20 protein-coding genes are annotated in these 21516 nt (G+C 56.8%); 7 read left to right on the top strand and 13 right to left on the bottom strand.

Features of this window, described 5'->3' with window-relative positions:
• The first annotated feature begins 35 nt into the window (after positions 1–35).
• Positions 36–1853 carry an alpha/beta fold hydrolase gene (locus tag G518_RS0109025; RefSeq protein WP_169457921.1) on the top strand — a complete coding sequence of 606 codons (1818 nt, stop codon included), beginning with the start codon at positions 36–38 and terminating at the stop codon, positions 1851–1853.
• 229 nt (positions 1854–2082) lie between these two features.
• On the opposite strand, the gene G518_RS39230 is transcribed toward G518_RS0109025, so the two are convergent.
• The 6 genes from G518_RS39230 to G518_RS0108995 form a co-directional block, all read right to left on the bottom strand.
• Complete coding sequence (locus tag G518_RS39230) at positions 2083–3657, bottom strand: peptidylprolyl isomerase (RefSeq protein ID WP_084651606.1); 1575 nt, start codon at positions 3655–3657, stop codon at positions 2083–2085.
• A gap of 277 nt (positions 3658–3934) precedes the next feature.
• A complete protein-coding gene (locus G518_RS0109015; RefSeq protein WP_028602260.1) occupies positions 3935–4753 on the bottom strand; it encodes a peptidylprolyl isomerase in 819 nt (272 codons plus the stop codon).
• 292 nt (positions 4754–5045) lie between these two features.
• Positions 5046–5285 (bottom strand): BolA family protein, encoded by a 240-nt coding sequence (locus tag G518_RS0109010; RefSeq protein WP_425414280.1) that lies wholly within the window; start codon positions 5283–5285, stop codon positions 5046–5048.
• A gap of 47 nt (positions 5286–5332) precedes the next feature.
• Positions 5333–5896, bottom strand: a complete 564-nt coding sequence (locus tag G518_RS0109005) for a septation protein A (RefSeq protein WP_028602258.1) — start codon at positions 5894–5896, stop codon at positions 5333–5335.
• A gap of 37 nt (positions 5897–5933) precedes the next feature.
• Complete coding sequence (gene msrB / locus G518_RS0109000) at positions 5934–6341, bottom strand: peptide-methionine (R)-S-oxide reductase MsrB (protein WP_028602257.1); 408 nt, start codon at positions 6339–6341, stop codon at positions 5934–5936.
• A complete protein-coding gene (locus G518_RS0108995; protein ID WP_036594148.1) occupies positions 6338–7822 on the bottom strand; it encodes a protein adenylyltransferase SelO in 1485 nt (494 codons plus the stop codon). Before G518_RS0108995 ends, msrB begins: the two co-directional genes overlap by 4 nt.
• Before the next feature lie 137 nt (positions 7823–7959).
• On the opposite strand from G518_RS0108995, the gene G518_RS0108990 reads away from it, so the two are divergent.
• The 5 genes from G518_RS0108990 to G518_RS0108970 all read left to right on the top strand — a co-directional run bounded on the left by G518_RS0108990 (position 7960) and on the right by G518_RS0108970 (position 13442).
• On the top strand, positions 7960–9585 hold the full coding sequence (locus G518_RS0108990; RefSeq protein ID WP_028602255.1) for a 3-(methylthio)propionyl-CoA ligase: 1626 nt from the start codon (positions 7960–7962) through the stop codon (positions 9583–9585).
• A gap of 79 nt (positions 9586–9664) precedes the next feature.
• Positions 9665–10705, top strand: coding sequence for a branched-chain amino acid ABC transporter permease (locus G518_RS0108985; RefSeq protein ID WP_028602254.1), 1041 nt, complete (start codon positions 9665–9667; stop codon positions 10703–10705).
• Positions 10692–12005: a branched-chain amino acid ABC transporter permease gene (locus G518_RS0108980; RefSeq protein ID WP_036594078.1), complete on the top strand. Its 1314-nt coding sequence runs from the start codon at positions 10692–10694 to the stop codon at positions 12003–12005. The genes G518_RS0108985 and G518_RS0108980 overlap by 14 nt, the downstream gene beginning before the upstream one ends.
• Positions 11992–12741: an ABC transporter ATP-binding protein gene (locus G518_RS0108975; RefSeq protein WP_036594076.1), complete on the top strand. Its 750-nt coding sequence runs from the start codon at positions 11992–11994 to the stop codon at positions 12739–12741. Before G518_RS0108980 ends, G518_RS0108975 begins: the two co-directional genes overlap by 14 nt.
• Positions 12741–13442, top strand: coding sequence for an ABC transporter ATP-binding protein (locus tag G518_RS0108970; protein WP_028602251.1), 702 nt, complete (start codon positions 12741–12743; stop codon positions 13440–13442). The genes G518_RS0108975 and G518_RS0108970 overlap by 1 nt, the downstream gene beginning before the upstream one ends.
• 90 nt (positions 13443–13532) lie before the next feature.
• Here G518_RS0108970 and G518_RS40375 read toward each other — a convergent pair whose 3' ends face one another.
• Together G518_RS40375 and G518_RS0108960 are read right to left on the bottom strand one after the other, a co-directional pair.
• Complete coding sequence (locus G518_RS40375) at positions 13533–13691, bottom strand: hypothetical protein (protein ID WP_169457920.1); 159 nt, start codon at positions 13689–13691, stop codon at positions 13533–13535.
• A 123-nt stretch (positions 13692–13814) separates the two neighbouring features.
• Entirely contained in the window at positions 13815–14426 is a 612-nt protein-coding gene (locus tag G518_RS0108960) for an NAD(P)-dependent oxidoreductase (RefSeq protein WP_028602250.1), read from the bottom strand.
• Positions 14427–14582: 156 nt separating this feature from the next.
• Here G518_RS0108960 and G518_RS34450 point away from each other — a divergent pair, with 156 nt between their 5' ends.
• Positions 14583–15014 (top strand): winged helix-turn-helix transcriptional regulator, encoded by a 432-nt coding sequence (locus tag G518_RS34450; protein ID WP_051236269.1) that lies wholly within the window; start codon positions 14583–14585, stop codon positions 15012–15014.
• A 121-nt stretch (positions 15015–15135) separates the two neighbouring features.
• Here G518_RS34450 and G518_RS34445 read toward each other — a convergent pair whose 3' ends face one another.
• From G518_RS34445 to G518_RS0108930, 5 genes are all read right to left on the bottom strand, one after another.
• Positions 15136–15726 (bottom strand): hypothetical protein, encoded by a 591-nt coding sequence (locus G518_RS34445; RefSeq protein WP_245597931.1) that lies wholly within the window; start codon positions 15724–15726, stop codon positions 15136–15138.
• Between the two features lie 48 nt (positions 15727–15774).
• The gene (locus G518_RS0108945) at positions 15775–16023 is read right to left on the bottom strand and encodes a GlsB/YeaQ/YmgE family stress response membrane protein (protein WP_028602249.1); all 249 of its coding nucleotides are present in this window, start codon (positions 16021–16023) and stop codon (positions 15775–15777) included.
• A gap of 103 nt (positions 16024–16126) precedes the next feature.
• Positions 16127–18319: a ribosomal protection-like ABC-F family protein gene (abc-f, locus tag G518_RS0108940; protein WP_028602248.1), complete on the bottom strand. Its 2193-nt coding sequence runs from the start codon at positions 18317–18319 to the stop codon at positions 16127–16129.
• Positions 18316–18828 carry a GNAT family N-acetyltransferase gene (locus G518_RS34440; RefSeq protein ID WP_051236267.1) on the bottom strand — a complete coding sequence of 171 codons (513 nt, stop codon included), beginning with the start codon at positions 18826–18828 and terminating at the stop codon, positions 18316–18318. The genes abc-f and G518_RS34440 overlap by 4 nt, the downstream gene beginning before the upstream one ends.
• Positions 18825–21440 carry a DUF7657 domain-containing protein gene (locus G518_RS0108930; RefSeq protein ID WP_156909323.1) on the bottom strand — a complete coding sequence of 872 codons (2616 nt, stop codon included), beginning with the start codon at positions 21438–21440 and terminating at the stop codon, positions 18825–18827. Before G518_RS0108930 ends, G518_RS34440 begins: the two co-directional genes overlap by 4 nt.
• Between the last annotated feature and the right edge of the window lie 76 nt (positions 21441–21516).

Genomic DNA, 21516 nt, shown 5'->3' with positions numbered 1-21516 from the left:
CCCAGCGCGCAATGCCGGCTACAAGAAAGTTACCCTTGATTAAGAAAACCCTACGTCGCAGTACATTGCTTTTGTGCGCCATTGCCGTTGCGGGCCTGGGTGCATGCGGCGGAGATGAGTCTCAGGATCCGCTGCGCAAATATCAGGATCAAACCGTTCAGTGGACGGCATGCGATCCCACGATGATGGGCCCGGACGCCACCTCCCTGGTTGAGGCCGCGATCCATCAGCATGGAGATCGGCTCAGGTGCAGCGTTGTTCGCGCTCCGCTGGATTGGGCTCATCCAGAAAAGGGCGACATCGTGATTGGTGTCACCCGGCTGGCTGCCGGCAAACCCGAGGCGCGGCGCGGGGCCTTGTTGTTCAATCCGGGGGGGCCGGGCGCAGACGGTCTGTTCTTAAGCACACTCATGCTGGTCGATGCCTTCGCAGGCAGCAATGCCGACTCCCCTCAAGGCGCCATGCAACTACGCTTGCTGAATGAGTACGACATCGTTGGCTTCTCCCCCCGAGGCACTGGCATGAGCACTCGATTGCAATGCGCTACCAATGAGATAAGCCGTTCGGTTGATCTGACTGCGACGGGTTGGGGTACACCAGAGAATATTCTCAACGCCAGTTACAACGACCGCAAGACGGCTGAAGCCTGCCTGAAAGACCCCATCACGCCACATATCAACACCGACGCCACGGCACGGGACATGGACCTGCTGCGTAGCTTGGCTGGCGATGAGAAGCTCAATTTCGTAGGCGCTTCCTATGGGACCTGGTTGGGCGCGTGGTATGCCAGCCTGTTCCCTGAACGGGTTGGCCGAATGGTGTTGGACAGCTCGATGGATTTCACCGCCAGCTTTGAACAAGCATCGCTGGCGCAACCACCTGCTCTTCAGAGAGTGCTGGAGAAAGTGCTGATTCCCTATGCAGCACGGCATGCGGATTACTTTCACCTTGGTAACGCCGACGCCGATGTTCAAGCCGTGATTACCGCACTGAGCCCACGAATGCAAACCGTGCTGGGCAAAGCGTTGATCGATCTGAGCGCATCGCGCAGCGCCGCGGACACCAGTCTCGGAATCATCTCTGGTGCGCGCGGGCTTGATAACGTACTTAAGGCGGTGGAGCCGTCAAATACCGAGGGGGTTGCCCAAGGTCTGCAAGAGCAAATTTTTGACCCTGATGATGCGGGGCGCGACGCGGTGAGAAGGATGTGGGCCCAAATGCTGTATCAGGACTATCTCTCCACATGGGTGCAGCCGCAGAACCAGCCCATCAGTCTCAGCACATTTCAATCTGTATTTTGGGCGGTGCAGTGCAACGATACGGCCGCTACGACCGATTTCTCGACCTGGGCGGCGGTTGTGCAAGGCTTGGCCGATGACACGCCTCTATTTCTCCCGAACAACTACAGGAATATCTGCGCGTTCTGGGGCGGACCACGCGTGAAAAAGCCCGATATCGCTCCCCTGAAAGCACTCGGCGTGTTGTTTGTGCAATCTCAATACGATGCCCAAACCAGTGCCGAAGGTGCAAGCAAGTTCTTTGCTCAGTTGCCCAAGGCCAGCCGGGTATATGTCTCAGATGATTATCAGCACGGCGTTTTTCCGTACATGGACCAATGTGTAGACCCGGTCGTCACCGCTTATCTGCTGGGCGAAACGCCGAAGCAGAGGGAGCTTGTTTGTGCGGGTAAGCCCCTGACTCAGGACGCGTTGTTATTGGAGAACGTCGGCGTTAAACGCGGGGAGCCTGAGGTTTACGAAGATCGTAAAAAAGCAGAAAAACTGATCAATGAGTTCAAGCGAGGACGGGCCTTGGCTCCTCCGGACACGCAGGTGCTGCTTGAGCATTGGTAAGTCACGGCTTCCGAAAAAAGGGCCGTAACCTGGAACCGCGCCGAGTTACTGCTCGGCATGTTTTCTCTTTCAGCGCCGTGGCGCCGAACAGCAGCTTCGCAGGCTCAGCCTGAGCTGTTTGAAAATCGAGGCTCGCCGATGCAATGCGTCAGCCAGTCTGATCCATAAAGCACGCGCAAAAAAGGGAGCATGAGAATGCTCCCTTTCGGCTATTCGATCGGCGTGTCGCTTACTCAATTTTAGCTTTTGTCCTCAATTCTCTCCGATACCTCTCCAGCCTCTGTTGCTGCATTTGCTGCACTAGTTGAGTTTTAGCATCTTCGAACTCGAGTGCCCTGCCTTCGCGCACATCGTCTACACGAATGATGTGGTAGCCATACACTGACTTGACCGGTGCGGCAGTGGCCTGGCCTTTGTTCAACTTCTTGAGAGCGCCTGCGAGTTCAGTAGGGAAGGCAGATGAGGGCGCCCAGCCGAGGTCACCGCCGTTGGCGCCGGATTCTGGGTCCTTCGATTGGATCTTGGCAATCTCGTCAAACTTGCCACCCTTTTTGAGCTGACCGATGATGGCCTTCGCTTCGTCTTCTTTTTCAACCAGGATGTGCCGCACTCTGTAATTCTTTTCATCTGTAACGGGAGTCTGCTCACGGGCAAGGCGCTCATATTCGGCTTTGACTTGCGCGTCAGTTACAGGATGTTTTTCTCGGTAATCGGAGAAAAGTTGCTTGATCAACAGACTTTGGCGGGTCAGTTCCATCTTGCGCAGGAAAGCTGCAGATTGTTCAGTCCCTTGTTTCTGGGCTTCCTGCATGAAAATTAAAACGGCAACCTCGCGTTCGCGGGCAAATTGGGCTGTAGGACGATAGTCCGCAGGAGTCTCTGTTTCTTGTATGCTCTCCAGGAGAGCGTGGTGAGACACGAAGGGGCCTCTGCGGATGCCCGGAGGAGGTGCCCGTGCGATCACTTCTTGCTGATACTCCGCCAGCTTCTCTTGCGGAATTTTCTGCGCAAGGTCGAGCTTGAACTCTTCGAACGTAGGGATTCCGGGGGTGCGCACGTCGGCTACGCGAATGATATGAAAGCCAAAACGTGTGCTGACAGGGGCGTCTGTTGTCTGGCCTTTTTTCAGTTTTGAGACTGCATGTGCGAACTTCCCCTCGTAGTTTTCGAGGTTTGTCCAGCCTAGATCGCCTCCATTGGCGCCGGATGCCGAATCCAATGATTGCTTTTTGGCGATCTCTTCAAAATTACCACCTTTTTTAAGCTGGGCGATGATGGTTTTTGCCTCGTCTTCTGTCGCAGTCAATATGTGTCGAACCTCGTACTCCTTGAGATTCTGCAGACCGGCACTTATGGATTCATATTTGGCTTTGACTTCTGCGCCTTTGAGTGAGTGTTTTTCGAAATAATCGAGAAACAGCTGTCGAATCATCAGGCCTTGACGGGCCTTTTCCAGGCGTTCGAGGAAATCTACAGATTTATCAATCTGTTGTTTTTGGGCTTCTTGCATGAGGATTTCGCGCGAAATCACTTCGTTTTTTAACTGCGCCTGCATCCCTGGCGCCGGTGGACGACCCGCATGAGCGGCATCTTCGGCCACTTGCTCTTCCATCAATGTCAAACGCGCCTTGGGAATGGGCTTGCCGTTGACGACGGCCACGTTCTGCGCGGTGGCCGGACGGGCGGACGCTGCGATATCGCAGATCACAAGTGTGCATTCATTTGGGTTCTGCGCGGTGGCCGGAAGGGCGGACGCTGCGATGAGAAAGGCTACTGCTGTAGCTGTCAGAAGATGTTTTTTCATTGGTGTTCCTTAAAAATCCCTCGGGTGCAGGTGAAAAAGGTAGCAGGACTGTGAATTTTTTAAAGGGCTCTTGTCCGCTTCACTATCACCTCACCCGGGCGGATTCCCTCTCTCTTGCCGGTGATAGCAGGCGCGAGAAACTCCCAGACGCGAGTATATGGGGCTGAACGCTGTCTGATGATGTGCAAGTCGGGGACGTAGCAGCAACTAATAGCCGCGCAGCACAAAAAAAGGAGCGCATGAGCGCCCCCTTTTGACCGGCCGATTGGCGTATCGCTTACTCGATCTTGGCTTTCGCCCGCAATTCTTCTTGGTATTTCACCAGTTTCTGTTGCTGCATTTGCTGCGCGATTTGTGGCTTGACGTCTTCGAATTTCGGTACGTCCGGGGCTTTGGCTTCGCGGATATCGTCTACGCGAATAATGTGATAACCAAATTGTGACTTGACCGGTGCCTCAGTCGTCTGGCCTTTGTTCAGCGTTTTGAGTGCGCCTGCAAACTCTGGCACGTAGCCAGCGGGGTTGGCCCAGCCGAGATCGCCGCCGTTGGCGCCGGATCCGGGATCTTTCGATTGCTTCTTGGCAATCTCATCAAATTTCCCACCCTTTTTGAGCTGGGCGATGATGGCCTTGGCCTGGTCTTCTTTCTCCACCAGGATATGCCGTGCCTTGAATTCCTTGGCACCGGCGCTAGGGGCCTGGGCGCCGACAATGCGATCGTATTCGGCTTTGGCTTCCGCGTCAGACACCGGGTTTTTTTCCTGGTAATCGTTGAAAAGCTGATTGATCATCACGCTTTGGCGGGCCATTTCCATCTTGTTGCGGAACTCTGCAGAGCCTTCAATCCCTTGTTTTTGGGCTTCCTGCATGAAAATTTCCATGGCAACAACCTGCTCGCGCAGTTGTCCGGCCATCTCAGGGGGCACAGGGCGGCCCGTGCGCTTAGCCTGCTCAGCCACTTGCTCTTCCAGAGCGACCAAGCGAGTCTTGGGGACCGGCTTGCCGTTGACAATGGCCACGTTCTGCGCAACTGCGGGAAGGGCGATTGCGCCCACGAAAAAGGCTGCTGCTGTAGCGGCCAGAAGCTGTTTTTTCATTGATATTTGCCTTGGAGAGCCCTAGCGGGGCAGATAAGTAAAAGCAGTGAGACTGCGATGTCTGTAAAAGGTTCTTGGCGGCTAGTAGGTAGTAGGTCACCCCGGCTGATTTCTCCCTAACGGGCGATCGCAGGCGCGAGGAGTGCCAAGATGGAAGTATATGCGCGGTATCAGCAGGCAAGATTCGCCTCCCGCACCCACGGCAGTTCAGGCCATATCGGGTAAGGAAGGGGTGTGCCCCGTCATGGCGGCGAGCGTTTGAAGAGCTTCAGGAGGCTGTAGAAGCCAAGCTTCAGCGGGTTTCAATGGCGAGCGCATGCACACCTTCATCGATGAAAACCTGGAGCGCCTCATAAACAATCCGATGCTTGGCCACCCGGGTTTTGCCTTCGAATAGCGGCGAAGCAATACGCACCCGAAAGTGCGTGCCTGAACCCGAACCGTTGGCTCCCACGTGCCCTTCATGCTGCCAGCTCTCGTCAAGCACTTCAAGCTCAGTGGGTTGAAGGGCTTTCTGCAGGTGGGCGCTCATTTGCTCGGCCAAAGGGGCCGAAAGGGAGGTGTTGTTAGGCTCAACGTTCATCGCGCATCTCCTGGCGGTGTTGCGGGTTCTTCGGGAGGTTCGGTCATATGGCGTGCCACGTAGAACCCCTGGCCGATGATGAACAAGACCGGAAACGCGTAGCCCCACAGTTTGAAATTAGCCCAGTCATCGGTAGAGTAGAACGCCGCTACATAGCCGTTGATAGCCGCCATGAACAGGCAATAGATGACCCAGATCGCGTTTAAGCGAACCCACACGGGTTCAGGCAGGGCGAGCTGGGCGCCGAGCATGATTTTCAGGAAATTCTTGCCGAACCCCCAAAGCGCTACGGCCAAAGCGATAGCCATAGCGGTATAAAGAACCGTGGGTTTCCATTTGATGAAGCGCTCATCCTGTAGAACCAGCGTGAGTGTTCCGAAGATGAGAATCAGCGCCAGAGTGGCCTTGTGCATCGTGCTGAGTTTTTTCTCCAGCCAATACAAGATTGCCATCTGAAGCGTGGTTGCGGCCATTAAAACAGCGGTGCCCACATAGATGCCTTCAAGCTTGTAAGCAATGAAGAAAAGCACAATGGGTGCGAAATCGAGCAGAAATTTCATGAGATGGGCAGTGATCAGCCGTGATATTCAGCTTGGATTATCGCGGGGTGAAATCAAGAGAGGCTGAATTCATGCAATAGCGCAACCCAGTGGGCTCCGGGCCATCAGGAAATACGTGGCCCAGATGCGCGTTGCAGCTAGTGCACACAGTTTCCACACGCACCATGCCAAGGCTCACGTCCCGATGTTCCGTGATGGCGCCGGGAATAGCCAGGGAGAAACTGGGCCAGCCACAGCCCGCATCAAACTTGGTGCCGGATTCAAACAGCTTCGCGCCGCAGCATATGCAGTGGTAACTGCCATCAGCCCAGAATTGTTCGTATTTTCCTGTGTACGGACGCTCTGTGGCTGCGTGGCGGGTAACCTGGAAGGCAGCCGGTTCTGCGCCCTTGGATTCAAGAAGCGCGCGCCACTGTTCATCGGTTTTTTCAATAGGGTGGGTCATGATGAGCAACTGATCTGGATGGAAGAAGCCCAGTCTGGAGGAAATCCAGCCCAGGTAGTGTGATTCGGGTGTTCGCTGAATGGATTCTCAAGTACATCCAGCAATTGTTGGATCATGGAAAAGTCTTTTTGGTTCGCCAAGGCGATGGCCTGCTCGGCCAGATGGTTTCGCAGCACGATGGCGGGGCTGCTACCCAGGGCCAGGTTGGCATTTGGTTGCTGGCCGAACTTTGATTCCAGTTCCTGCAATTGCTGCATGCAATTTTCGATGCCTGGCCTGTCATGAAATAGATCGAGCACCGTTTCCACAGGCTGACCAGCCAAATGTTGCGCCCAGCGTCTCCAGAATATCGGGTAATCCGTGCGTTCCTTGGCCATCAGGGCCAGGAGGTCATTGATTAAAGCGCTGGTACCTTCATTGGAGTTCGTGAAGCCCAGCTTGGCTGCCATGCGCATGTCTTGCGCAGCCGGAAATATGGCTTTGTAGGGTTCTAGAGCGGCCATGGTCTCATCCGGCTCGCCGATGAGAGGCAGTAGCGCTTGGCCCAAGGCAAACAGATTCCAATAAGCCACCTGAGGCTGGCGTTTATAGGAATACCGACCGCCCGTGTCCGTGTGGTTGGGAATATGGTTGGGATCAAATCCATCCATGAACTGAAATGGGCCGTAATCCAGGGTCAGGCCCAGAATGCTCATGTTGTCGGTGTTCATGACCCCGTGGCAAAAGCCAACCGCTTGCCAGCCGGCCATGAGCGCTGCAGTGCGGGAGGTTACCGCTGCGAGCAACGCCGCTGCCGGGTTGGGGGCATCGCGGCATTCAGGATAGAACCCGTCGATCACGAAGTCGGTCAGTTTTTTAAGCTCTTCGTGCTGCTCGGTATGACTGAAGTGCTCGAAATGACCAAATCGAATGAAACTAGGCGCCGTACGAGCGAGTACTGCGGCGGTTTCAAGCGTTTCGCGGCGCACCGGTTGGTCTGAGCCGGTCATGCAAAGGGCTCTGGTGCTTGGGATTCCAAGCGCGTGCATGGCTTCACTGCATAAGAACTCGCGTATCGTGGAGCGCAGCACCGCGCGGCCGTCGCCCATGCGGGAATAAGGGGTGGATCCACTGCCTTTGAGTTGCAACTCAAGCGAGTTGCCATCCGAAGCTTGCACTTCTCCCAACATGATGGCGCGCCCATCGCCGAGCTGCCCGGCCCAAACGCCGAACTGGTGGCCGCTGTAAACGCTGGCCAGCGGCCGGCTACCCACGAGTGGGCGATTGCCGGAAAACGCTTCCAGCGCCTCTTGCGAGCGCCACCAATCGTCCTCCAGCCCCAGCTCACGAGCCATGGACTGGCTGCGCGCCACCCAATAAGGCTCGCGCACCGGGGTGGGGGTGCGTGCACTGAAGAAGGCGGGGCCCAGGTTGGCAAACCGGTTGTTCCAGACCCTACCGAGGTCAAAGTCTTGAGATGTGAGCTGAACTTCGTCTTGCATCACGCCATTGTCGTCGTACCCCGAAGTTAGTGCAGCCACAGCATGCGGGAAACCCTGGAGCTTGCGTGCCTCGAAAGCCATCTGCGCGTGGTACACAATGGTGTGTTTATTAACGCATTTTTCAGGAGATACATCAGATGCTGGGCCAGATGCAGAACCATCCGCTTTTGATTTCGACGCTAATCGACCACGCGGCGCGGCATCACGCGGATAGTGAAGTCGTTTCCCGGCGGGTGGAGGGCGATATTCACCGCTATACCTGGGGCGACGTGCAAAAGCGCGCCAAGCAGGTTGCGAACGGTCTCGATGCGCTGGGCATCTCCACGGGCGATCGCGTGGGTACGCTCGCCTGGAACGGGTATCGCCATCTGGAGCTTTACTTTGGCGTGAGCGGCTCCAACCGAGTGCTCCACACCATCAATCCACGCCTGATTCCGGAGCAAATTGCCTGGATCGTGAACCATGCTGAAGACAAGATTTTGTGCTTTGACATGAGCTTCCTGCCCATCATTCAGGGCATTCACACACACTGCCCGAACATCACGCACTGGATCGCGCTGTGCGATGCGGACAAGCTCCCGCAAGATACGGGTATCCCGAATCTGCTGAGCTATGAATCCTGGATTGGCGCCCAGCCCAGCACCTACACTTGGCCGGTTTTCGACGAAAACACGGCTTCAAGCATGTGCTACACCAGCGGCACCACCGGCCACCCCAAGGCGGCGCTTTACAGCCACCGCTCCACCGTGCTGCATGCGTTTGCGGCTGCGCTACCTGACGCGATGGCCTTGTCTGCCAGCGATTCCGCGCTCCCCGTAGTGCCCATGTTCCACGTCAACGCCTGGGGTATGCCATACACGGCAGCCATGGTGGGCTGCAAGCTGGTGTTTCCTGGGCCGGCGCTGGATGGCAAGTCGGTCTTTGAGCTCATGGAAGCCGAAAAGGTGACCTTTGCCGCAGGGGTGCCTACCGTTTGGCAAATGCTGCTGAGCTACGCCGGCCCCAATAATCTGCGCTTTACCACCCTCAAACGTACGGTGATTGGTGGCTCTGCCTGCCCGCCCGCCATGATTGCCGCTTTCCGCGACAACTATGGGGTCGACGTATTGCACGCCTGGGGCATGACGGAAATGAGCCCTCTGGGCACGCTGTGCACTCTGAAGGAAAAGCACCGCAATGCGTCCGAGGAGGAAAAAATGAAGATTCGCCTCAAGCAGGGTCGCGCGATTTTCGGGGTGGACATGAAAATCGTGAGTGACGAGGGGAAAGAATTGCCCTGGGATGGCAAGACCTACGGTGATCTGTATGTGAAGGGCCCCTGGATCCTGGACACCTACTATAAGAATGAGGGCGCAAGTCCTCTCCAAGACGGTTGGTTCCCAACTGGAGACGTGGCCACTATTGATGCTGACGGCTTCATGCAGATCACAGATCGCAGCAAAGATGTCATCAAATCGGGTGGGGAGTGGATCAGCTCCATCGATATTGAAAACGTGGCGATGGCGCACCCAGCTATTGCCATGGCAGCTTGCATCGGCATGCCCCATCCCAAATGGGATGAGCGCCCGATTGTGGCGGTGGTCAAGAAGCCAGATGCCCAGGTAACACGCGATGAGCTGCTGGCCTTCTACGAGGGTAAGGTCGCCAAGTGGCAAAAACCGGATGACGTGGTGTTCGTAGATGCCATTCCTATCGGTGCCACCGGCAAGATGCTGAAGACCAGGCTGCGTGAGCAACTGAAGGATTACAAGCTTCCGGCTTGAAGCGGTATCCCGTCATCCCGGGGCTACTGGCCCCCGGTTGGCCGGCCCCCACGCGGGCGGGAATCCAGAGCTATCTTTCATGGAGTTTTTAGTTATATCGCTGCTGAATGGGCTGAGCTATGGCTTGGTTCTGTTCATGCTCAGCGCAGGCCTCACGTTGATCTTCAGCATGATGGGGGTGCTGAACTTTGCCCACGCCAGCTTCTACATGCTGGGGGCGTACTTTGGCTACACCATTTCGCGTGTGACCGGGTTCTGGCCCGCACTGGTGCTGGCGCCGGTGGCCACGGGTCTGCTGGGCGCGCTGTTTGAGCGGCTCGCCTTGCGCAAGGTGTACAAGCACGGCCATGTGCCTGAATTGTTGATGACCTTCGGGCTTTCATTCGTGATTCTGGAATTGGTTCAGCTGGGCTGGGGGCGTGTGGCCATGGATTTCAAGCCGCCCCAGCTGCTGCAGGGCCCAGCTTTCACATTGGTCAATCACTCGGTTGATGGGCTGCGGGTACTCTGGGGACGAGCGCCAGAAGGGATGTGCACTGCCTCCGATGCATTGGTGCGCGTGGCGTGTTCGCAGTTTCCCGCCACGCGCGGCTTCATGATGGTGACCGCGCTGGTGATGTTGCTGGCGGTGTGGCTGCTTCTCAAGCGCACTCGTATCGGCCTGGTAATTCAGGCCGCCTTGTCTCACCCGCACATGGTGGAAGCTCTTGGGCACGATGTGCCGCGCGTATTCATGTTGGTGTTCGGCGCCGGTTCTGCGCTGGCCGGGTTGGCTGGCGTGCTTGGGGGCAGTACGTTTCTCACTGAACCGACCATGGCGGCTGCAGTGGGCCCCGTGATCTTTGTCGTGGTGGTGGTGGGCGGCTTGGGCTCTCTTGCAGGCGCGTTCCTGGCGTCGTTGTTGATAGGGGTGATGCAGGTTTTTGCAGTCACGCTTGATCATTCGGTGGGGTCGATGCTCGTGCAAATGGGCGTGGCTTTGAGCCCCGCGGCGCAAGACAGTGCGCTCATAAAGCTCACGGTATCGCAAGTTGCACCGGTGTTGCCTTACGTGCTTCTAGTGTTGATCCTGGCTTTGCGCCCCAGAGGCCTGCTTGGTGCGCGAGATGAAACCCACTAGCGTTCGGCATTCCAAGCGGCGCAATTCTGGCCCCTGGCTCGTCTGGGGCTTGTTCTTGCTGACGATGCTCCTGGCTCCCATGGTGTTTGGGAGCAGCCTGTCTATCACCATCCTGAGTCAGATCGGGATCGCCATCGTGGCCTGCTTGTCCTACAACGTGCTGCTGGGGCAGGGCGGTATGTTGAGTTTTGGGCACGCCGTGTATTCAGGCTTGGGTGCTTTCCTGGCCATTCATGCACTTAATCTGGTGAGTGCTGGCAAGATTTTTATTCCGGTCTCCATGATCCCGCTGGTGGGAGGGCTCGCCGGTTTGGCGTTCTCCGCCTTGCTCGGCTGGGTAAGCACCAAGAAATCAGGCACCACTTTCGCCATGATTACGCTGGGCATGGGAGAGCTTGTGTTTGCCATGTCGCTCATGTTCCCGGGGTTTTTTGGTGGCGAGAGCGGCGTTACGGGTAACCGGGTGGTGGGAGAGCCGTTTTTAGGTATTACGTTTGGCCCGCCACGGCAGGTGTACTACCTGATCGCAGGCTATACCTTCGTTTCAGCTTGGCTCATGCATGCCTTCACACGCACTCCACTGGGGCGGATGTTGAACGCGGTGCGTGACAACCCCGAGCGGGTGGAATTTGTGGGTTATGACGCACGCCGCGTGCGTTACCTGGCATTCATGGTGGCTGGCTTTTTTGCGGGCATTTCAGGCGGTCTGGCGGCCTTGAACTTCGAGATCGTGACGGCTGAGGTGGTGAGCAGTGCACGCTCGGGCGCGTATTTGCTCTTCACCTTCATAGGCGGCACTACGTTCTTCTTTGGCCCCATCATTGGTGCGGTGCTGATGGTGCTGGCGTTTGCGTTGTTCAGCGCGCTGACGAAAGCCTGGCTTTTGTACCTGGGGCTGATTTTCATGGTGATGGTGATCTACGCTCCCGGGGGCATCGCCAGCCTGATCATGATGAATGTACGCGTGGCGTCGTTTGGCCGTTTGCATCAGTTGATTCCTCGCTACCTGGCTTTAGCCGCTGCTGCCGGCGTGATGCTCGTGGGTGCTTCCACCTTGATCGAGATGATCTATCACATTCAGCTTGACGGTGTGGGCGGTGAGTTGCGTTATCTTCAATTGCGCTGGGACATCCGAAATCCGTTGCACTGGACCGGGGCCGCAGCAACTGCACTGGTGGGCGCCGGTTTGTTTGAGATGGCACGACGCGCCATGTTGGCGCAATGGGTGCGTGTACAGGGGCTTATTGAGCAGGAAATTATTGAAAGGGAAAGCGAGGGTGACAAAGATGCACGCGCTTGAACTGAAGAATCTGCGCAAAAGCTTTGGCCAAACCGAGATCATCCGTGGGCTGGACTTAGCGGTTAATGCGGGGGAGCGGATTGCCATCATCGGCCCCAATGGGGCGGGCAAGTCTACGTTGTTCAATCTGATCAGCGGCCGCTTCGCACCCACAGGTGGCCAAGTGCTGTTGAATGGAAAGCGCATTGATGGCCGCAAGCCGTTTGAAATCAATCGGCTGGGCTTGTCGCGCAGTTTTCAGATCACCAACATTTTCCCCAAACTCAGCGTCTTCGAGAATCTACGCTGCGCGGTGTTGTGGAGCCTGGGCTACCGTTACACCTTCTTGAGGTTTTTGGTCAATCTTCATGATGCCAATTCACGCGTTGAAACGCTCATGAAAATGATTCACCTGGAGCGCAAGCGGGAGGTGCTGGGCATGAACCTCACTTATGCCGAACAGCGTGCCCTGGAAATGGGCGTCACCATTGCCGGAGGGGCTGATGTAGTTCTGCTGGACGAGCCCACAGCGGGTATGAGTCGCAGCGAAACCCTGCGCTTCGTGGAGTTGATCCGAGACGTGACTGCAGGCAAGACTTTGTTGATGGTTGAACACGACATGGGGGTTGTGTTTGGTCTGGCCGACAAGATTGCCGTGATCGTTCGCGGTGAAGTGCTGGCATTCGACACGCCGGAGGCGGTGCGCGCCAATAAGGAGGTGCAGCAAGCTTATCTTGGTCACCTGGAGATTGCGTAGTGCTGCGGGTTAACGATCTTCATGCCTACTACGGCAAGAGCCATGTCCTCCACGGAGTTCAGTTTGAAGTGGGGGAGGGCGAAATAGTCAGCTTGCTGGGGCGCAATGGATCAGGCCGTTCCACTACCGCCAAGGCCATCATGGGGATGGTTTCGGCTGAAGGCTCGATCTTATGGGGCGGACATGAATTGATTGGCAAGAAGCCGTTCGAGATTGCTCGCCTGGGCGTTGGCTACGTTCCTGAGAGCCGTGACGTTTTCCCCCAGCTAACGGTTCATCAAAATCTGCTGCTAGGCCAGAAGAAATCGCGCTTCAGAACAAGACAGCGGTGGTCGTTTGAAGACATGTACCGCATGTTCCCTCCATTGAAAGAGCGGCAACATACTTCAGCCGGTGTGCTTTCAGGGGGTGAGCAGCAGATGCTCACTTTGTGCCGAACCCTGATGGGCGAGCCCGGTCTGATCATCATCGACGAGCCCACGGAAGGCTTGGCCCCCAAGTTTGTTGAGTATGTGGGCAGCTACCTGAATCAACTGAAAGAAAGCGGGAGCTCCGTACTGCTGATCGAGCAAAAGCTCACCATCGCCATGGGCATCTCTGACCGCGTGCTGGTCATGGGGCGCGGTGCCATCGTCTTCGAGGGGACTCCCCAGGCGCTTCGCGCTGATGCTTCCGTGAGCAGAGAGTGGTTGGAGGTGTAGGCTCCCGAGAGAGCCCTCAAACCGCAGGAGGAGGCGCATTGAAGATAAAAAAATGGCGCCCAGTAGGCGCCATTTTTGGTGAAGGCCTGCTTAGCCTTGGTGTGGACGCTTGCCAGCGTTTTTCTTGCTGCGGGTGTGCGAGCCACGCTCTTGGCTTTTGCGCTGGCCGATGTCTTGCTTGCGCACTGTGGCGCCAGCCAGAGGTGCAGTAGCTTTGCGATCAGCTTCGGTAACGATTTTATTGCCCATGATCTTCTTCCTTTGAAATTGGGTGGTTGGCTCAAAACCATATATTGTCGCCTAACTACGGGCCATTCTTACGCGCCCGGCTAAAGATCCAACTCGTCCAGCTGGTTTTAGCTGTTTTCAGGATCAATATCCCACTGTAAATCGCTGGCGAGAATGTGCTGGGCGCTCAATTTCGTCTACCAGTGCGACCGCATAGTCTTCGAAGGAAATACGGCTGCCCTGTTCGTTACTCAGCAATGTATTGGTACCAAGGCGGAATACGCCGGTGCGTTTTCCCGGTACAAATTCAGCTGAGGGCGACAGAAACGTCCAGTTCAACTCTTTTTCAGCCAGCAGTTGATCAAGGAATGCAGCTCCGCGCGAAGCCTCGGAACGATAGGCCTCAGGGAAGTCCGGCAGATCAATCAGGCGCTGCCCAGGAGCCACTTCAAGGCTGCCCGCGCCGCCAACCACCAGATACCGCGAAACCCCCGATTGGCGCACGGCTTCGATCAGGGCTTGCGCATCCGAGTCGCCAAACTTGACGGCGCTGATCACCACATCGTGCCCCTTCAACTGCTCGACCAAGCCGGCAGTGTCTTTGACGTCGCCTTTGACGGCGCTGACATTCGCTAGCGTGGCGATGGCTTCAGGGTGCCTTGCGATCGCCGTGACCGAAAATCCGCGATTGGACAGCTCGTTAAGGAGGCGTGAACCAACTTGGCCGGAGGCACCGATCAATGCAATGCGTGTCATATGGATTCCTATAATCTATAAAATGGACTAGGTAAATAAAGTAGACCTAGAGAGAAGCGAATGCTACATTTCCTGCCTTGGCTGCACAAGAAGTCATCAAAATGAGACTAGGTCAGCGCGAGATGACCATCTGGTTTTTCCTCCGGAAATCCGAATATGCCCTCCCAAAATGCCGTTATCCCCTTCGACCATCCCTGTCCAATTCGGGACGTGCTCGACCGCATAGGCGATCAGTGGAGCTTGCTGGTGCTTGAGACCTTGGCGGTTCGAACCTTCCGGTTCAACGAACTGAACAAGGAAATTGGAGATATTTCAAAGCAGATGCTCTCGCGCACGCTAAAGAAGCTGGAGGCCGACGGATTCGTGGAACGAACTCTTTTCCCTGGGGTACCCCCCAGGGTGGATTACACGCTCACGGAGCTGGGGCGCTCGTTCCTGGTGCCCATGAAGGCGTTGGTGCAATGGGCAGACGTGAACCATCTAAGCATCAGCAAATCACGTCACAGCTTTCGCCTGAGAGAAGAGCGAGAGGCGCAAGGTACGACGACGCCGAATGTGCACACGATACGTGCAGGCAAACGAGCTTGAGGCAGCGATCAAGGCGATCAGAACGAACTGATGCACCCATAAAAGTGCATTCCCATTCCAGAGATGGAAAAGGACCTCGTTAGAGGGATTGGGCGCCAGCGATCGCTGAACTATTAAGCGCTCACCCAGGAACACGGTCCGGAGAGTGATCTGCCGCCTGTGTCTTCGAGTAAGACATAGCAACCCGCCGCTCGGGTGCAGGTAACGCCAAGACGGCGGCACGCACCACTTTCACACAATCACGAATATGTTGTTCGCCCAGGTAGCGCAACGCGGCGTACCCCAGAGCGCCGGAAATGAGCTGCCCGGCAAAGGGGACGTATTTGCTTGCTTGCGCGGTAGTTAAGCGCAGACCAATTGTGCGAGCAAACCGGAAAATCAGATCGCGCGTGACGACTCTGCCAATAATGACGGAGCCGGCCATGGCAACAGCCTTTTGTACCCGCTCTTTTTCCTTGGAATCCAGTTTGTCGATCTGTTGCGGCGTCAGCCCGAACTCTTCATTGATTTTGGGCAGCAGGCGAGCCAGCATAGCCGCGTCCACTGCCCAATCCAGACCCGGGACAGGTATTGCTCCCGCGACGCCCGCAACCACGGCCCGCTTGTGCAACAGGCGGCGGCTTTTCAGTACCGCCTGTTCCAGCTCCGAGTGGCCATGAGCCAGTTCCAACGCATCGGGCTCACGGGGTTTTCGGACTGGCAAAAATTTCATTTCTGGACAAGCTTGGGAGTACTAGTTGATCACGCTTGGAGTTGGCGTTCAGCCCTTTTTGGTGACCAGGCCATAGACAAACAGCACGATGATGGCGCCAATGATTGAGGCAATCCAACCCACTGCTGATCCTGCTGGGTACAAACCGAGTGCCGCACCGCCATAACTTGCCACCAGAGCACCAACGATGCCCAGGATGGTGGTCATGATGAGTCCCATGCTCTGGTTACCCGGCATGATGGCGCGCGCGATCAGGCCAACGATGAACCCGACGACGATAGTAACGATGATTCCCATGTAGTTCCTCTCTTCCTTTGTATGAACAAGCCACACGCTGTGGTGGGAGCACTGTAACCGCCCAGCGCGTACACCGCTTGTCAGACGAAATCCATATTACAAATTACTCCGCAATTTCTTCGGATTCAATTTTGTCGATGGCTTCGCCCGCTGCAAGCCAGGTTTCCTCTGCGGTGGCGAGGGCATCCTCGATCGATTTAAGCCGGCGACCGGCCTCAGCGAGCTCGGATGGAGACAGAGGGCTGGTCAGGCGCTCTTGCAGCTCGCTTTTCTCTTTCTGCAAGCCGCTCATCCGCGTTTCCGCGTCCGTTAGCGTCTTTTTATGTGGGCGCAATTGGGTGGCCAGCGCTTGCCGGCGTTGAGCCGCTTGTTTTCGGCGTTCAGCACCGCCGGCTGGTGAATTTGTGGCTTCAGCCTGCTTCACATTGGAAGCTGGCGCGATGATTTCCTCAGTGCGCGGTGAACTCACTGCGCCCGCTGTGCCCGATGTGGCGGCGCTGGCCGCGATCTCACGCGCTTCCTCGCGCAAACGCTTGGATTCATCGAGAAGGTAGCGCTGGTAATCATCCAGATCTCCCTCAAAGTCAGAAATGTTGCCGCGCGCCACAAGCCAGAACTCATCGCACACGCTGCGCAAGAGAGCACGGTCATGGCTCACCAGCATGACGGTGCCTTCGAACTCGTTCAGGGCCATTGCCAGCGCTTCTCGGGTGGCCAGATCCAGATGGTTGGTGGGCTCGTCAAGCAGCAGCAGGTTAGGGCGCTGCCACACAATCATGGCCAGGACCAAACGCGCTTTCTCACCACCGCTGAATTGGCCAACTTTTTGCACCACCATGGGGCCCGGGAAGCTGAAAGTACCCAGGAAGTTGCGCAACTGCTGCTCGCGGGCACCCTCTGTGTTGGCCTGGCCTGTCTCACGGGCCAGGCGCACCATGTGCTCCAGGGGCGTGTCTGCCGGCCTCAGCACATCCAGCTCCTGCTGGGCGAAGTAGCCAATCGAGAGGCCCTTGCCCTCGGTCAAGGTGCCACCCAGCAAAGGCATGGCGCGGGCGATGGTTTTCACCAAGGTTGATTTACCTTGCCCGTTGGCACCCAGGATGCCTATCCTCTGGCCGGCCAATACGGTACGCGTCACGCCTGGCAAGATGATGCGGTCACCGGCAGCAGGCTCTGGTGGTAAATCTCCCCGAGCGGCCAATTCGGCATGCAGGGATTGGCTTGTGGCGTATTCAGGTAGATCCGCCCGTTCACTGGGCTCTGCGCTGGCCTGGAGCTGGCTTTCCTCAGAGGCCTCGGGCGCACGGTAGCCGAAAACCGCGTCCCGGATCGCCAGCATTGGATTCGGGATATTGCCTGGTTCCTTGAATTCAAACTGGAACTCAGCATCAGCCAGCACGGGTGCGATTTTTTCCATTCGCTCCAATGCCTTGACCCGGCTTTGGGCCTGCTTCGCTTTAGAGGCCTTGGCCTTGAAGCGGTCAATGAATTTTTGCAGGTGCGCGACTTTCTCCTGTTGCTTGGAAAATGCGGCCTGTTGCAAGCTCAGTTGTTGCGCACGCAGCTCCTCGAAGGCGCTGTAGTTACCGCCGTAGCGCGTGAGGCGGGCATTCTCGATATGCACCGTGACAGTGGTGACGGCATCCAGGAACTCCCTGTCATGGCTGATCACGATCATCGTGCCCGGATAGCGCGCCAGCCAGGCCTCCAGCCACACCAGGGCATCCAAATCCAAGTGGTTGGTGGGTTCGTCCAGCAGCAGCAAGTCGCTAGGTGCCATCAGCGCGCGCGCCAATTGCAGCCTCATGCGCCAGCCACCTGAGAAGCTGTTCACGGGAAGATCCAGCTCGCTTACCTTGAAGCCCAGGCCAAGAGTCAAGGCTTGCGCTCGGGCCGTGGCGTCATGCGCACCTGCGTCATGCAGATCGCTATGCGCTTGCCCAATGGCCATGCCGGCATCGACGTCATCAGGGTCTTCTTCGACCCGTCTTTCTGCGTCTGCCAGTTGTTCGCGCAATTCCATCAGCCGAGTGTCGCCAGCGAGTACAAAGTCCGTTGCCGTTTCCGTGGTCTCCGGCATGTCCTGCGCTACTTGAGCCAGGCGCCAGCTTGCCGGCATGGAGAAATCGCCGGCATCTTCATGGAGCGTTCCGTTCAGCAGCCCGAATAGTGTTGATTTGCCCGCACCGTTGCGGCCGACCAAGGCGACTTTTTCACCGGGATGGATGGTGGCATTGGCACCATCAAGCAACACCTTGACGCCGCGGCGCAAGGTGAGATTAAGCAGACTGATCATTCGAGAGGAGTAGGGAAGTTTGGCAGGGCGCGGCCAAGATAGAGCAGCGCCAGGTCAGGGTGGCTTTTAAAAGGGGAAACGGGTGTGAAACCCAAGGCGCGATAGAGCGCCAAGCCTTCGGTATTATCGGGCCAGGCGGTAAGTCCTGCATTTGCATAGCCTTGGGCCTGGGCCGCACGTTGCATCGCGAGTACCAGCGCTTTGCCTATGCCGGCCCGGCGCCATGCGGGAAGCACGTAGAAACGCTTTAGCTCGCACAGCCCCAATTCTCGTGTGGCCGCGAAGGTACCACAGCCCACGGGCGTACCATCCACGAACGCCAATGCAGCGCCTCCTCTGGCGGGTGAACCATAACGTGCAGGTAAATCCGCGAGATCGGCCCAGATCGAGCTGCTCGCCGCTTGGCCCAACTCCGTGTTGGCATATTGGCGAAGGAGCACTTCCAGGATCCGCCACTGAACCGCATCCTCTACGGGCTGAATAGTGAGCGCTGGAGCACTGCTATTCATTGTGCAGGTGGATCAGGCAGTACGTCGAACACCACCCACATCCGATGCTGTCCCCGAAGGCGCAGGCGGGGATTGGCCTGCAACGCTGGCGCCATGGGGAGGGTCGCCATGACCTTACCCGCACCGACTGAAGCGAAGGAGAAGCGGCCAGGATCAACGAGTACCCTGACGACATCGGGCTGTGGCGATTCGAAAGCAGTTACCTGCCCGTTGGCTGGTGCAGTGGGAATGAAGCTAAGGTGTTGATAGCGATTGGCTGCATCGGCTTCTTGCAAGGAAACCCCCAAACCCTTCCAGAGAGAAGGCTGCGGGTAGTAGTGAACACCATTGACCACTGGAATGCCTCCCGCAAAAAGCGCCATAGGTCCTAGGGTGCCCGCCCCCAACACCAGTACTCGTGAGGGGCTTTCGGGAGAGGTGGGGCTGGACAGCAGCTTTTTGAGAGGCTCTGAAGGTGATACACGCTCTGGAGCTATGGCCCACGGGTTGAACGTGGCGACAGAAACCGCATAGATCAAGAGAGTGATGGCAATGCTGCTCCCTATCCGACCAATGAGGAGCCAATAAATCATCAAGATGCCTGAGACGAGAAGCGCAACAGCGAGTACCGGATCTATGGAGATCGCTTTGATTTCCGGCATACCCCAAAGCCCCGTTGCAATCAGAGCCGCGCTCGCGGCGGTGACAGCCAGGGCCAGCGGTTTGGCTAGCGGGGTGTTGTCTTCTCGCAGGCCCGGTAACAACGCCATGGCGAAAATGCTCGCCCAGGCGAGCCCAAGGTCCAATCTTGTGTTGGGAACCCAGCTCAAACCCAATGCTTGCGAGAGCCAGAGTGGGAAACCGGCAATGATGTATATCAGTGTGACTACTACAAACGCAATCCATGCACGCCATATCCAGCGCTGGGGGCTCGGCTTATATTGGCGTATGAAGGCGAGAACCAGAAGCGGTAGCAACACAAAGAAATAAGACGCCGATTCGGACGCATTCGTATTTGACGGGGTTTTGAATGACAGCGTCTCAGCGTTGGCATAGCCGCGCAATAGGCCAAAGAAGCCTTTGCCTCCGGTCAGCTCAGCGCGCTGCCCCGGATATACGGTGGCTTGAATGGCTTCAACCGCAGGTTTTGCATCTATCCACCATGCGCCCAACAGCACGGCGGTGGAAATGGCTGCCAAAGCCAAAGCCCCGAGACTATGCTTATCCAGGCGCAATTCGCTCCGATGGGAAAGGCCGTATCCCAGCAGTAAAAGCCCTGAGAATATCGCAATAGGAATTTGCCACGGCGGATAAAGCGTGAGTGCGAAGCCCGCTGCCAAGCAGGCCAGGGGTATCGCAGCCAGCCAGATTTTTACTGCGTCGGCGCGAGAGTTTCCATGACCCACAGGCCTGATGATGAACAGGGTCAGTGCGAGTGCTCCACTGGCCAATCCCACGACATAAAGAGGCCAATTTGACCATCCAGTCGCATAAGGTGCGATGCAGAACATGGCCGATAAGGCCAGGTTTCGCGCTTTCGTAGCGGGCGCAAGCAGATTCAAAAGGCAATACAGCGCGATCAGGCATCCAAAGATTGGCAGTTGCCAATGAAATGCGAGAGCCTGTTTGAGTGGGAGGAAAAAATATCCCCAGGTGGCGGGTTTGGCCAGCGCACTCAGATGCATGACGGGGACTCCGGTCATGCCAACAATCAACATATTCTGGCCATCGGGCCCCAGGTTTTTGTTGACGATGGGGAACGGAGGCTGGTGATTAACTTGAGCGAGGGCGTTGGGCGTTAAGACCATCCACTCGTCGGTTCGGATGCCTCGAGGGGTGAAAAGAACCTCTCGTACCTCGCTTTGACGGTCAAGAATGGCGGGCCCACTGGGTGCGGCTGTCGACCCGACCAAGTGCTGCATGGATGAGCCTGTCACACCACCCAGCACCAAGATTAGAAAAACAAAAGTGAGGGCGAAGGCGGGTATTTTCGGATACTGAGATATTTTGTCGACGATGACTCTCAACCGGTCCGATTTATTCAGGACGATGCAAAGGGTGATGCCCGCCAGCAATATCAGGATGATGGCAATGGCGTACCGTGAGCCCTTTTCGTTCGGGGCAGCGGCCGCTTGGGCTACAGGGGCGGTCTTAGTTGCAGGCGCTGCGCTGTTAGTGGGTGCGCGCGCTGTGTCGTTGGTGGGTGCGCGCGCAGCGGTCGCTGGGGCTGCGTTCGTTGTAGGCGGGCGTGCATTGGCGCCAGGCCCGCCGTTAATCGTTAAGGCTGCACCGGCCACCTTGCCATCCACCACGGCTTGGATGATGAGTTGCTGGGGTCCGGCTGGCATTCCATTGGTCCACTCCGCCTGGACGCTAAACCCCAAGTCATTATTGGGTGAATTCCAGTGTTTGGCGACATCAGGGCGCCTATCCTTTTCCCATTGGACCTTATCTGCAGCGACGCCTCCCACAGAAACCGCGATATCGGTAGCGCCTTTACCCGAAGGGGCGTGGAACGCCCACCCCTTCGCGCGCGCTTGTTTAAAGTCTGGAGAAACGGCTACGCCATCTATATGTATGACGGGTGCTTGTGAGGTCTGACTGGGGGCCTGAGCCAGAGCGGACTGTTGCATCCCCGTGGCGGCAAGAAAAAGGCAAATGATGAGCTTCAAAAAGCCAGCCCGCCTGAAACTCTTGAATGTGAACGTA

Origin of the sequence: Ottowia thiooxydans DSM 14619 (assembly GCF_000422885.1) — a bacterium.
GTDB classification, from domain to species: Bacteria; Pseudomonadota; Gammaproteobacteria; order Burkholderiales; family Burkholderiaceae_C; genus Ottowia; species Ottowia thiooxydans.
Note: the sequence above shows the minus strand (reverse complement) of the source record. Positions and strands in the feature narration are given on the sequence as shown.